The sequence below is a fragment of the Burkholderia sp. WSM2230 genome (genome assembly GCF_000472445.1).
In the GTDB taxonomy this organism is placed as follows: Bacteria; Pseudomonadota; Gammaproteobacteria; order Burkholderiales; family Burkholderiaceae; genus Paraburkholderia.
In genome coordinates, this window is sequence record NZ_AXAJ01000008.1 from 104,442 (window position 1) to 117,145 (window position 12,704).

13 protein-coding genes and 2 tRNA genes are annotated in these 12,704 nt (G+C 64.1%); 5 read left to right on the plus strand and 10 right to left on the minus strand.

The annotated features are described in order from the left end of the window. Nucleotides 1-335: 335 nt before the first annotated feature. From A3AC_RS0117240 to fdxA, 7 genes are all read right to left on the minus strand, one after another. Complete coding sequence (locus A3AC_RS0117240; RefSeq protein ID WP_025600362.1) at nucleotides 336-665, minus strand: AzlD domain-containing protein; 330 nt, start codon at nucleotides 663-665, stop codon at nucleotides 336-338. Then, nucleotides 662-1,426 (minus strand): AzlC family ABC transporter permease, encoded by a 765-nt coding sequence (locus tag A3AC_RS0117245; RefSeq protein ID WP_051361647.1) that lies wholly within the window; start codon nucleotides 1,424-1,426, stop codon nucleotides 662-664. Before A3AC_RS0117245 ends, A3AC_RS0117240 begins: the two co-directional genes overlap by 4 nt. Nucleotides 1,427-1,475: 49 nt before the next feature. After that, nucleotides 1,476-2,306, minus strand: a complete 831-nt coding sequence (locus A3AC_RS0117250) for a helix-turn-helix transcriptional regulator (protein WP_025600364.1) — start codon at nucleotides 2,304-2,306, stop codon at nucleotides 1,476-1,478. A gap of 139 nt (nucleotides 2,307-2,445) precedes the next feature. Beyond that, nucleotides 2,446-2,946, minus strand: coding sequence for a CreA family protein (locus tag A3AC_RS0117255; protein ID WP_025600366.1), 501 nt, complete (start codon nucleotides 2,944-2,946; stop codon nucleotides 2,446-2,448). Nucleotides 2,947-3,237: 291 nt separating this feature from the next. After that, a tRNA-Asn gene (locus tag A3AC_RS0117260) sits at nucleotides 3,238-3,313 on the minus strand. Between the two features lie 62 nt (nucleotides 3,314-3,375). Then, a tRNA-Asn gene (locus A3AC_RS0117265) sits at nucleotides 3,376-3,451 on the minus strand. A 115-nt stretch (nucleotides 3,452-3,566) separates the two neighbouring features. Next, the gene (fdxA, locus tag A3AC_RS0117270) at nucleotides 3,567-3,890 is read right to left on the minus strand and encodes a ferredoxin FdxA (RefSeq protein ID WP_006052862.1); all 324 of its coding nucleotides are present in this window, start codon (nucleotides 3,888-3,890) and stop codon (nucleotides 3,567-3,569) included. A gap of 298 nt (nucleotides 3,891-4,188) precedes the next feature. Here fdxA and pncB point away from each other — a divergent pair, with 298 nt between their 5' ends. The 5 genes from pncB to A3AC_RS0117295 all read left to right on the plus strand — a co-directional run bounded on the left by pncB (nucleotide 4,189) and on the right by A3AC_RS0117295 (nucleotide 10,252). Then, entirely contained in the window at nucleotides 4,189-5,385 is a 1,197-nt protein-coding gene (pncB, locus tag A3AC_RS0117275; protein ID WP_025600367.1) for a nicotinate phosphoribosyltransferase, read from the plus strand. Nucleotides 5,386-5,581: 196 nt separating this feature from the next. Continuing rightward, nucleotides 5,582-6,244 carry a LutC/YkgG family protein gene (locus A3AC_RS0117280; protein ID WP_025600369.1) on the plus strand — a complete coding sequence of 221 codons (663 nt, stop codon included), beginning with the start codon at nucleotides 5,582-5,584 and terminating at the stop codon, nucleotides 6,242-6,244. Nucleotides 6,245-6,338: 94 nt separating this feature from the next. Next, nucleotides 6,339-7,754, plus strand: coding sequence for a sodium:proton antiporter (locus A3AC_RS0117285; protein ID WP_442856511.1), 1,416 nt, complete (start codon nucleotides 6,339-6,341; stop codon nucleotides 7,752-7,754). Nucleotides 7,755-7,808: 54 nt separating this feature from the next. Continuing rightward, nucleotides 7,809-8,798, plus strand: coding sequence for a 2-hydroxyacid dehydrogenase (locus A3AC_RS0117290; RefSeq protein ID WP_025600372.1), 990 nt, complete (start codon nucleotides 7,809-7,811; stop codon nucleotides 8,796-8,798). Further along, nucleotides 8,795-10,252, plus strand: a complete 1,458-nt coding sequence (locus A3AC_RS0117295) for a DNA recombination protein RmuC (protein ID WP_025600373.1) — start codon at nucleotides 8,795-8,797, stop codon at nucleotides 10,250-10,252. The genes A3AC_RS0117290 and A3AC_RS0117295 overlap by 4 nt, the downstream gene beginning before the upstream one ends. Before the next feature lie 82 nt (nucleotides 10,253-10,334). On the opposite strand, the gene A3AC_RS0117300 is transcribed toward A3AC_RS0117295, so the two are convergent. The 3 genes from A3AC_RS0117300 to mobA all read right to left on the minus strand — a co-directional run bounded on the left by A3AC_RS0117300 (nucleotide 10,335) and on the right by mobA (nucleotide 12,701). Then, entirely contained in the window at nucleotides 10,335-10,610 is a 276-nt protein-coding gene (locus tag A3AC_RS0117300) for a hypothetical protein (protein ID WP_006053283.1), read from the minus strand. Between the two features lie 88 nt (nucleotides 10,611-10,698). Continuing rightward, entirely contained in the window at nucleotides 10,699-12,000 is a 1,302-nt protein-coding gene (gene moeA, locus A3AC_RS0117305) for a molybdopterin molybdotransferase MoeA (RefSeq protein ID WP_025600376.1), read from the minus strand. Nucleotides 12,001-12,062: 62 nt separating this feature from the next. Then, a complete protein-coding gene (gene mobA / locus A3AC_RS0117310) occupies nucleotides 12,063-12,701 on the minus strand; it encodes a molybdenum cofactor guanylyltransferase MobA (RefSeq protein ID WP_025600378.1) in 639 nt (212 codons plus the stop codon). Nucleotides 12,702-12,704: the final 3 nt, after the last annotated feature.

Consider the following 12,704-nt stretch of genomic DNA (forward strand, 5'->3'; position numbering starts at 1 on the left):
CGCGCGGCCTTGTCGAGTGCTCCGGTCGCAAGCGGACCCGGAGGATGCGACGCGCGATGGCCGCGCGCTTGATTCCTGCCTGTTGCCGCGTCGTTGGCGGGACGTATGCCGACGAGCGGACCTCGACTGCATATCGGCGGATTGACGGGAAACTTAAGGGATTTGTCGGGTTGCCCGTTTCGGCCAGGGCCGTGCAAGGAGCGCCGCGCAATGCGCTGCGCAGACGGACGCTGGCGTCGGCCAACGCTCATGGTCGATGGCGCTGCGACGCTCAGCCGTGCGATATTCGCGCCTTGCCGCGCGAGTAGGCACTTACCAGGGCGATGGCCCAGGCTTTACCGGAGCACCGCGCCTTGCCAGACGAAAAACACCGTCAGCCCGATCGCGATGGTGACAAGCGGCCGCCGCGTCAGTGCGCTCGCCGCGATTGCGGCCAGTGCGCCGACCAGTTGCGGATTGCGCCAGGTCAGCTCGGCACCGGCGTCGGCGCCATGCGGCGAGACGACCATCGGCACGATGATCGCCGTCAGCACGGTGACCGGCACGAAGCCAAGGGCCGTGCGCACCAGCGGCGGGAACACCAGCCGGTCGCCGAACACGAAGACGGCGGCGCGGATCACCCACGTGATGAGCGCCATGCCGAAGATGAGAATCACGTAGTTCATCGCGATGCCTCCGCGGATCGGCGCCCGCGCCGCGAGCGCAGCCCCGGCGCCGACAGCACAACGCCGACGGCGACGCCCGCGAACACCGCGGCGAGCAGACCGAGTTTGTACGGCCACGCCTGCCAGAGGAAAGCGAGCGTCCCCGCAGTCGCCGCGGCCGCCATATAGCGCACCGCGACGAGCTGCGGCACAACGATTGCGATGAAGGTCGCGACCATCGCGAAATCGAGCCCGAGCGATTGCAGGCCGGGGAACGCCGCGCCGAACAGCAAACCGCCCACTGTCCAGCACTGCCAGTTCAGATACATGGCGAGACCCGCGCCGAAGAAGTAATGCGGGCCCACGGTGCCCGGCTCACGGTTGCGATAGTGTTCCCAGGCGACGGCGAACACCTCGTCGGTGAGGAGTGCGGCGAGGGCCCAGCGCCAGCGCGCCGGCAGATGCGCGACATGCGGCGCCAGCGTCGCGCTGTACAGCACGTGACGCAGATTGACGACGAACGTGGTGGCGAGGATCACGGCGAAACTCGCGTGACCGGCAATGAGCCCGAGTGCGATGAACTGCGCCGAGCCGGCGAATACGACGAGCGACATCAACTCGCCGTGCCACAACTGCAGCGGGCCGGACGCCACAAGCGTGCCGTAGATCACACCGAAGGGCGCCGCACCGACCATCATCGGGATGATGTCGCGTGCGCCAGCGGTGAATTCCTTTAGATGGTTCGACTGGGTCAAGACTTGCCTCCTTGAGTCGGGAAGCATAGCGGGCGAGCCGCGGCGGGGCTTGTACGTTCTTGCGGACGAACGAAGCTCAAGCTCCCTGCCAGCGTCCGGGCGGCACGCCGAACATGCGCCGGAAATGCCGCGTGAAGTGGCTCTGGTCGGTGAAGCCGCTGGCGGCCGCCACGTCGGTAACGGCAACGCCCGCGCGCAGCGGCGCGAGCGCGCGCTGCAAGCGCACCTGATTGCGCCATGCGTGCGGCGGCAGGCCAGTGGTCCGGTTGAACAGGCGCGCCGCATGGAACGGCGACAGTCCGGCGGCCTGCGCGAGCTCAGCGAGCGTGACGGACTCGAGCAGGTCGCCTGTCAAACGCTCTTTCATCACGGCGACGCGGGCGTCGTCAGGCGCGACGCGCGAAGGCTCTGGCTGTGTCTGCGCGTAGCGCACGAGCAGCGTGGACAGCGCGTCGAGCATCGCGGCTTCGGCGGCGAGGGCGTCGGTACCTGCTTCCAGCAGACGGTGCGCGTTCGCGAGCCGCACGGCGAGATCGGGATCGCGAATCACGCCCGGCGCGAACCATGGCAGCGGCTGCGGCTTGCCGGCGACCTGGTCGGCGAGTTCGTGAATGTATCGCACTGGCGCATACATCACGCGATACCGCCAGCCTGCCTCCACCGCCTTCGAGCCGGTGTGCAGTTCACCCGGATTGATGATCGGCACGCCGCCCGCTTCGGCTACATAGTCGGAGCCGCGATAGCGGTAACCCTCGGCGCCCGCGACGATTACCGGGATCGTGTACGCGTCGTGCCAGTGCGGCGAGAATTCGTGGTCGTGATATTCGGCCGTGAGCAGGTCCGCGCCGGGTAGAAGCGGCGTGCGCCAGTAACGGGCGGAATTGCGGAAACGATGGACAGCGGTCATGGCAGGGCTCTCGCACAGCCGCTCAGTTTAGCGCGGCGAGGCACTGGCCGGCAGGGCAGCGCGCGCGTCGGCGCCGTACGAGCCGTGCGCTTTTTCGTAGGACGCAGCTCGGGTCGGGCATTGCGTCGTCGCTGTTCGCTTACTTGAGCGGGATCGTGATGCCGGCCGGCATCGGCACGGCGCTGACGCTGTTTTTAGCGCTGCCGCTTACTACCCGGTCGCTGTACGTGAGATACACCAGCGCGTTGCGTTTGGTGTCGACCACGCGCACCACGTGCAATGCCTTGAAGATCAACGACATGCTGACCGAGAACACATCGGCTTGCTGCTTCAGCGGTCCGCTGAAATGGATTGTGCCGACCTGGCGGCAGGCGATGGACGCCTCCGTGGGATCTTCCGCAATACCCAGCGTGCCCTTGACGCCGCCGGTCCGGGCACGCGACACGTAGCAGGTCACGCCTTGCACGAGCGGATCGTCGTACGCCTCGACCACCACGCGGTCCGAACCCGTGATGTGGAAATTGGTATTGACGCTGCCGACTTCTTCGCCATGCGCCAAAGGCACGAGGATGGTGGAGGCCAATGCAAGCGCGGCGGTAAGCGGGGCTGAAAGCGCGATGCGCAACGGAGCGAGTTTCATGAGATTGCCGACTGATGAGCAAGGGGGCGTTGGGCAGCGCTGTTTGCGCGCTGCGAAGCCGCCATCGTATACCGCTGCGGCGTTCGCGCGATGACACGCAAAGCCACCCGCGCAAGAATGTTATGGCAGGGCCGCGGCGAATCAACGCGGCGGCGAAACAGGTGGAGCTGAACCAGACGGCAGATGAGCGCATAAACCAACCAGCGCCAACCAGCGCACGCAGCATGACCCACCTGTGCCTTGCAGCGCACAAAAAGAAAAGGCCCGCACGGATGCGGGCCTTTCAAATTTTGGCTCCTCGACCTGGGCTCGAACCAGGGACCTACGGATTAACAGTCCGGCGCTCTACCGACTGAGCTATCGAGGAACAGCAGTACAACTTGATCTACATAAAAAAGCCCGTCGTGGTTAACGGGCTTTTGCAATTCTTGGCTCCTCGACCTGGGCTCGAACCAGGGACCTACGGATTAACAGTCCGGCGCTCTACCGACTGAGCTATCGAGGAACAGAACAACAACAGCAGAGAAACGAAATTGTAGGATCAGCTCGGGCGCCTGTCAATACCTCGCGTTCATCTCAAATTGATAGAAGCGGGCAGGGGTGAGACAGGCGCGAAATGCTCAGCGCACCAGTAGCGCGAGCTTTTCCTTGACGTCCTTGAACTCGTCGGCTTCCGGCAGCGGCGCCTTGGTCTTAGTGATGCTCGGCCAGTTCTTGGCAAGATCGGCATTCAGTTCGATGAAGTTCTGCTGGTCGCCCGGCACGTCTTCTTCGGCATAGATGGCGTTCACCGGGCATTCGGCCACGCAGACGGCGCAGTCGATGCATTCATCGGGGTCGATCGCGAGGAAGTTGGGACCTTCGCGAAAGCAGTCCACCGGGCACACATCGACGCAGTCGGTATAGCGGCACTTGATGCAGCTCTCGGTCACAACGTGAGTCATTCAGGCAACTCCTGCATGCAGAATCAGGGAAGGCGGCAAACGCCAAAAGCGCTATTGTAACGTAACGTCAAGAGGCGCATGCAGCATCGCACCCTGCCTTTTATATGTTTTCGTGATTAGTTTATTGCGCCGGCAAGGAGTCCAACGGAGCGGGCGAGAGGGCGGTCGGCGGCCCGCGCGCTGGAGCCTGAGGCGCGGCGCATTCGGGTAACATGCGTCAAGCGGTGCGCACGAGGCGCGCCGTATGCATGGGTTGAGTCAGGCCTTCCGTACTTCCCGCGGTCCAGTTCGCACCATCATGATTATTACTTCGCTGCTCGACACCGATCTGTACAAGTTCACGATGATGCAGGTCGTGCTGCATCACTTCCCGGCGGCCAACGTCGAGTATCGCTTCCGTTGCCGCACGCCCAACGTCGACCTCGTGCCGTACATCGGCGAGATTCGCGACGAGGTGCGCAAGCTCTGCGAGTTGCGCTTTGCCGACGACGAGCTCGACTACCTGCGGCGCATGCGCTTCATCAAGGGCGATTTCATCGAATTCCTCGCGCTCTTTCATCTGAACGAGAAGTACATTTCGATCGAGCCATCGCCTAAGAACAACGGCGAAATCGACATCGAGATCAAAGGCCCGTGGCTGCACACGATCCTGTTCGAAATTCCGATGCTGGCGATCGTCAACGAAGTCTACTTCCGCAACACTCAACAGGAACCGGACTACAGCGAAGGTCGCGGACGCCTCGTCGAAAAAATGAAACTTCTCGGCGCGCGCCCGGAATTCGCCGACTGCAAAATCGCCGATTACGGCACGCGGCGCCGCTTCTCGAAAGAGTGGCATGAAGAAGTCATCCTGACGCTGAAAGATGGTTTGGGCGAGCAGTTCGCCGGCACGAGCAACGTCTTCTACGCGATGAAGCACAGCCTCACGCCGCTCGGGACGATGGCGCACGAGTATCTGCAGGCGTGTCAGGCGCTCGGTCCGCGGCTGCGCGATTCGCAGATTTTCGGCTTCGAAATGTGGGCGAAGGAGTATCGCGGCGACCTGGGCATTGCGCTGTCCGACGTCTACGGCATGCAGGCGTTTTTGCGCGATTTCGACATGTACTTCTGCAAGCTGTTCGACGGCGCGCGTCACGATTCGGGCGACCCGTTCGACTGGGGCGAGCGCCTGCTCAAGCACTACGAGGCGAACCGTTGCGACCCGCGCACGAAGATTCTCGTGTTTTCCGACGCGCTCGACATTCCGAAGGTGCTGCAACTGTATGAGCGCTTTCGCGGCCGCTGCAAGCTCGCGTTCGGCGTGGGCACCAATCTCACCAACGACCTCGGCTACAACCCGCTGCAGATCGTGATCAAGATGGTCCGCTGCAACGGGCAGCCGGTGGCGAAGCTGTCGGATTCGCCTGGCAAGAACATGTGCGAGGACAAGGCTTATCTGGCCTATCTGCGCCAGGTGTTCGGCATCGCGCAGCCCGAGGAAGAGCCCGCGAAGTAGAGCACGAAAAGGCACACCAACGAGCGCACGAAAGGACACGCGAACGAGCGCACGAAAAAGCGTTGGTCGCGTGTACTACGCGCTCCTGGGCCGTCCGGCCAGGGTGTTCGCGTGGAGGGCGGCCGGTATAATTCCCGGCATGCAAAGCTTGCATATCGCACGGCTGTCGCACGAGGACTCCCGAGGACTTTCGCATATGGACACATCGACTGCCCGCCGCAACATTCTGGCGCGCATCCGCGCGGCACAAGGCCGCGAGCTGGAGCCGTCAGCGTCCGAGCGCGAGGCCGCGGCGGATTACCTCGCGCGCCATCCGCAGGGACCGCGCCCGGACATGCCTGCCGATCTCGCCGCGCGCTTTATCGAAGAAGCGCAAAAGCTGGCGACTACCGTGGACACGGTCGAGTCGCTCGCCGATGTACCGGCCGCCGCGTATCGTTATCTCGTTCAACATGCGCTGCCATTGCAAGCCATTGCGTGGCAAACGCTGCAGGATCTGAACTGGAACGACGCGGGTGTCAGCGTCGAATTCCGCAAGCCGCGCGACGGCGACGTTGTAGGCCTGACCGGCTGCTTCTGCGCGACTGCCGAGACGGGCTCGCTCGTGTTGCTCTCCGGCCCGCAGACGTATGCGTCAGCGGGCCTGCTGCCGGAAACGCACATTGCAATTGTGCCGGCCTCGCGCATCGTGGCAGGACATGAAGAAGCGTTCGCGTTGATCCGTAGCGAGCGGGGCGAGCTTCCGCGTGCGGTCAACTTCGTTTCGGGGCCGTCACGTACCGGCGATATCGAACAGACCATCGTGCTGGGCGCGCATGGACCTTACCGCGTGCACGTGATCGTCGTACTCGGCGCGTGAGCTGGGCGGCGGCTGTTTCTTTGTCTTAAGCGTGCGGTTCGCGCTATCCGTTGCCATTTCAGAAGAGGACTTCAAGAATATGATTCGACGTGCCATGCCGTCGAGCATGGTGCTCGTGGCTGCATTGATGCTCACCAGTTGGCCTCAGCTCGCGTGCGCCGCCACTCTTAACGGTGCGTCGCTTTCCCCGCTATGGGCACTGCCGTTCGCGGGCGTTCTGCTCTCCATTGCCGTATTTCCGCTTATCGCGCCGGCTTTCTGGCATCACCACTTCGGCAAGATCGCGGCGGCGTGGGCGCTGGCGTTTCTCGTGCCGTTCGCTTTGGCATTCGGCGCAAGCATAGCCTTCGGCACGCTCATGCATGCCCTGCTCGAAGAATACATTCCGTTCATTGTGCTGCTGACCGCGCTCTACACGGTGGCGGGCGGCATCTGCGTGCGCGGCAATCTGCACGGCACGCCGCGCCTGAACGCATCGATTCTCGCGCTAGGCACCTTGCTCGCGAGCGTAATGGGTACGACCGGCGCGGCCATGCTGCTGATCCGGCCGTTGCTGCGCGCGAACGACAATCGCCGGCATGTCGTTCACGTGGTGGTGTTCTTCATCTTTCTGGTGGCCAATGCCGGCGGTTCGCTGTCGCCGCTGGGCGATCCGCCGCTTTTCCTCGGCTTTCTGCAAGGCGTCGAGTTCTTCTGGACCACTACGCATCTCGCTCTGCCAATGCTGTTCGTTTGCGGCGTGCTGCTCGTCGCGTTCTATTGCCTGGATTCCTATTATTTCCATCGACGGGAAGAGGAGCGCGCGCGTTTTCTGGACCCCACGCCCGACTCGCCTCAGCTCGGTATCGACGGCAAGATCAACTTTGTTTTGCTCGGCGCGGTTGTCGGCCTCGTGCTGATGAGCGGCTTATGGAAGCCCGGCGTGAGCTTCGACGTGTTCGGCACCCATGTCGCCTTGCAGAACGCCGTGCGTGATGTGGCGCTCATCGGCGTCACCTTGCTTTCTCTCGCGTGGACGCCGCGTGCGGCGCGCGCGGGCAATGACTTCAACTGGGCGCCGATAGAAGAAGTCGCCAAGCTCTTTGCCGGTATCTTCGTGACCATTGCGCCGGTGATCATGATGCTGCGCGCAGGCGAAGCAGGCGCATTTGCCGGCGTCGTTCATCTGGTCAACGATTCGGCAGGGCAGCCGCATAACGCGATGTACTTCTGGGCAACAGGCCTGCTATCTTCGTTTCTCGACAACGCGCCCACGTATCTCGTGTTCTTCAACCTCGCCGGGGGCGATGCCGCGTCGCTCATGACCGCGGGCGCCACCACGCTGGCCGCGATCTCGGCGGGCGCGGTATTCATGGGCGCAAACAGTTATATCGGCAATGCGCCGAACTTCATGGTCAAGGCCATCGCGGAGTCGCGCGGTGTGCGCATGCCGAGTTTTTTCGCTTATCTGGGCTGGTCGGGTGCGGTGTTGATGCCGCTTTTTCTCGTCACCGGCTGGCTGTTTTTCTGATACTGAGCTTGCTGCCGAGGCCGTCGAACTCGACACGCTACACGGAGAATTGCAATGCAGAAGATACTCGTCGCCCGTCCGATCTTTCCCGATGTGATCGAACGGCTTCAACGGTATTTCGATGTCGACTGGAATCAGGGCGACGTGCTGTCCGCGGAAGAGTTGACGCGCCGCCTCGCCGACAAGGACGGCGCGCTGACGGCCGGCGATCCGATCGGCGCGGACGTTCTCGCGGCTGCGCCGCGTCTTCGCGTGGTATCGAACATGGCGGTGGGCTACAACAACTTCGACATGGCTGCGTTCAACGCGGCGAACGTGCTCGGCACGAATACGCCGGACGTGCTCAATGAATCGACTGCGGACTTCGGCTGGGCATTGATGATGGCCGCCGCGCGGCGCATCGCGGAATCGGAGCACTGGCTGCGCGCCGGCAAGTGGCAGAAATGGTCGTACGATAGCTTTCTCGGCAGCGATCTCCACGGCTCGACACTGGGCGTGATCGGCATGGGCCGGATCGGCCAGGCGCTCGCGCGGCGCGCCCGCGGCTTCAACATGCACGTCGTCTATCACAACCGTTCGCGTGTCGCGCCGGAAATCGAGGCCGAACTGAACGCCGAATACATGTCGAAGCAGGACCTCTTGCGTCGCGCCGATCATGTCGTGCTCGTTCTGCCCTACACGAAGGAGAACCATCACACGATCGGCGCCGCCGAGCTCGCGCTGATGAAGCCGACTGCCACGCTGACCAACATCGCGCGCGGCGGCATCGTCGACGATGCGGCGCTCGTCAAGGCGCTGCGCGCGAAGCAGATCGCCGCGGCTGGCCTGGATGTGTACGAAGGCGAGCCGAACCTGAACCCGGACCTGCTTACGGTGCCGAACGTCGTGTTGACGCCACATATTGCCAGCGCAACCGAAGCGACGCGCCGCGCGATGGCGAACCTCGCCGCGGACAATCTGATTGCCGGTCTCGGCGAAGGTCCGCGCGCGGGCCAGCCGTCTAATCCGATCAATGCCGAAGTGATCGGCCGGGCGCGTGCATGACGATGATTCTGGTCGCGGCCGTCGCCGTGCTGGCGGTCGCTCTGGTGCTCGCTCTCGCCTTGCTGATGCGCGGCCCGGGTCGCGCCGGCGAGCACGAACAGTTCGAACTGCTGACCGAGCGCGTCGACGCGGCAGCCGAGGTGCAGGCGCACGCGTATGAGCGTCTGGAGCGGCAATTGCGCAACGACATCGCCGAGACGGCGCGTGTGTCGCGCACCGAGCAGAGCAGCGGCTTCGCGCACTTTCAACAAACGCTCGCCGCGCAATTCAGCAGCATGACGACGGTGCAGGCCGGCAAGATCGATGGATTCGCGCAACAGCTGGACGCGGTGCGCCACAGTCTGCAGCAACAGGCGCAGCAGGCGCGCGACGAACAGGGTCGCTCGCTCAAGCAGTTCGGCGACACGCTCAGCCTGCAACTCGGGCAACTCACCGAGGCGAACGATCGGCGCTTTGCCGAGGTTCGCGCAACCATCGAGCAGCGGCTCAAGGACATCGAGTCGAACAACGCGAGCAAGCTGGAGGAAATGCGCCGCACCGTCGACGAAAAACTGCATGCCACGCTCGAACAACGCCTTGGCGAGTCGTTCAAGCTCGTCTCCGACCGGCTCGAGCAGGTGCATCGCGGACTCGGCGAAATGCAGACGCTCGCGGCCGGCGTCGGCGATCTGAAGAAGGTGCTGACGAACGTCAAGACGCGTGGCACGTGGGGTGAAGTGCAACTGGAAGCGTTGCTCGAGCAGATGCTCACTGCGGATCAATATGCGAAGAATGTGGCCACCGTGCCGAAGAGCTCAGAGCGCGTCGAGTTCGCTATTCGTTTGCCGGGACGCTTGGAGGCGAGCGGGGCGAGCGGGGCGGGCGCGCCGGTGTGGCTGCCTATCGACGCGAAGTTTCCGCGCGAAGACTACGAGCGCCTGATCGACGCGCAGGAACGAGCCGATCCGCTCGCGGTAGAAGAAGCGTCGCGCGCGCTCGAAGCGCGGATTCGCGCCGAGGCGCGCAGCATCGCCGAGAAGTATGTGGCGCCACCGCACACGACTGACTTCGCGCTGCTGTTTCTGCCAACCGAAGGTCTGTACGCCGAAGTGCTGCGTCGACCGGGACTCTCTGATCTGCTGCAGCGCGATTATCGCGTGACGATTGCCGGCCCCACTACGCTGACCGCGTTGCTCAACAGTTTGCAGATGGGTTTCCGCACGCTTGCCATCGAGCGGCGCTCGAGCGAGGTGTGGCAGGTGCTCGGGGCGGTCAAGACGGAGTTTGGCAAATTCGGCGACGTGCTTGCGAAGACGAAGGCGCAGCTGGAAACGGTCACGCGCTCCATCGAGGCGGCGGAGACGCGCACTCGCGTCATGAACCGCAAGCTCCGCGACGTGGAGGCGCTGCCTGGCGAAGAGGCGAATGGCTTGATAGGCGGTGCATTGCCAGGCATCGATCCCGACGAGCAGTGAGGCGGGCCGCGGCGCGGGAATGCCAACGTCGGCGTCAGTAATCGGCGCCAGCCCGGCCCAACGACGCGCAACCGAACACGCGTCAGGCTTCTTCCGGCGCGTCGGTCAACTGGATTTCAATGCCGCCGAAGCGCGAAGCCACCCAGTTGTATGCGTGGCAGGCAATCCACAAAAGAATGAAGCCGAGAATGGCATTCAACAGCAGCGCGCTGAACACAGTACTCAGTTCGACCGAACCGTAGCGCACGAACGCGACCAGCACGCCCAACAGCACGATAGGCACGGAGAACGTCAGGTAGACGAGGATAAGTGCTTTGGCCGTTTGTCCCGGTGCAATGAACGAGATCTGTTTTTTCATGTAGTCAAACCCGCATGTCGTAGTGGTAATGGGTAAAGCAAAACGTGACCGCGATGAAAGCGCCGGGTCGTGAAAGCTCTCGGAACGGCTAGATCAGGCCGTGGAACAGCATGATATTGACGCGTTCGCCCTCGGCAATGTCGCCTTCGTCATGACCGAGCACGATGAAACAATTGGCCTCGCTCATCGAACTCAGCACGCCCGAGCTCTGCGAGCCTGTCGGCGTGACGTGCCACTGGCCGTCGGCGTCCTGAGTGGCGATGCCGCGCTGAAACTCGGTTCGCCCGGGCCGCTTGCGGATCGGCCGCTGGCTCGCCGCATGAATCACCGGCAGCGCTTGCGGCGTTGCGCCCGACATGAGCAACAGGACCTCGCGCACGATCTGATAGAACGTCACCATGACGGCCACCGGATTGCCCGGCAGCCCGAAGAATAACGCAGGTAGCCCGACACCCGGCCGTTCGCCGGACCATATGCGGCCAAACGCGAGCGGGCGGCCCGGGCGCATGGCGAGACTCCAGAATGCGACGTCGCCGAATGTCTGCAACAGTTGCCTCGTGAAATCCGCCTCGCCCACGGAGACGCCGCCCGAGGTCAGCACCACGTCGGCGCTTGCGGCGGCGCTGCGCAGGGCGGCCTCGAGCGCGGCCGGTTCGTCGCGGATCACGCCCAGATCGAGCGCGTCCACGTTCAAACGCCGCAGCATGGCGAACAGCGTGTAGCGATTGCTGTCGTAGACGGAACCCGCGTCGAGCGGCTCGCCGAGGGAGCGCAATTCGTCGCCGGTCGAAAAGAACGCGACGCGCAAACGCCGCCGCACATTGACCTCGCCGATACCAAGCGAAGCCAGCAAGCCGAGGTCGGACGCGCGGATCACGCGGCCCGCGCGCAACGCCGCATGGCCGCGAGCCAGATCTTCGCCGGCGAGGCGCCGGTTCGCGCCTGCCTGCACCGCGTCGGCTGCAAAGCGGATCGATGGGGAATCGGCGCTGCGCTCCACGAGTTCCTGCGGCACCACCGTGTCGCAGCCGTCCGGCATGCAGGCGCCCGTCATCACGCGCACGCATTGCGCGGCTTCGATGCGGCCCGCGAACGGATGACCCGCCAACGCCTTGCCGGCCACCGTCAGTTCCACGGACGGCGTGCCGCCCGCTAGTGCGGCGCCATTGAACGCATAGCCGTCCATCGCCGAATTGTCGTGCGACGGCACGTCGATCGGCGAGACGATGTCTGCGGCGAGCACGCGCTCGAGTGCGTCGCGCAAGGCCACGCGCTCCACGGCCGCGACTGGCGTGGCCCACTCGCGAGTGATCGCCTGAGCAGCCGAAACGGGCAGCGCGTGAGGATCGTACTGCGCGACGCAGCGGGAAAATTCGTTATGCGTGGTCATGAAAAAGCTGGACGTCGCGGCCGGCGGCGGGAGTGGCACTTGCCGTGCGGCGGAGCGGGATTTCAGCCGGGACCCGGAAGATGCTCGAGGTCGGCGAGTTCTTGTAAAGAATTGATATTGTAAAACGCGCGCTCGTCGGCAAAGGCGACTTCCACGGTCTTGTGGCGCGCGTACCACGCGCGCACCTTGCGCTCGCCGGCTTCGAGGAAAGCCGCGAGATCGTCGGCGAGACCGGTGCGCAGCAGCGCAAATACAGGATGGAGCGAGACCTTGCCCTCGGCGTCCGACGTGGTGACGGTGGCAATGTCGGCGCCGTTCGCCGCGAATGCGTCTGCCAGGCGCTCGGCCAGGTCCGCGGGCAGCCACGGGGTGTCGCAGGGCGCGCTCAGCAGGTAATCGCTGTGGGCCGCGCGCAAACCGGCGAGCAAACCGGCCAGCGGTCCGGGAAATTCGGGCAGGGTGTCGGCGACGATCTTCGCGCCGAACCGTGCGCCGAGTGCCGCGTAAATGTCAGGGTGACGGTTGGCGCTGATCAGCAGCGCGCCGGTCTGCGGGGCAAGGCGTCTCAGCACGTGGGCCGCGAGCGGCTCGCCATGCAGCGCTTGCAGGCCTTTGTCCACGCCGCCCATGCGGATGCCGCGCCCGCCCGCGAGCACGAGGCCGGTGAGCTGGTCGCGTGTCGGTCGCCTGGTTGGCTGCATGCT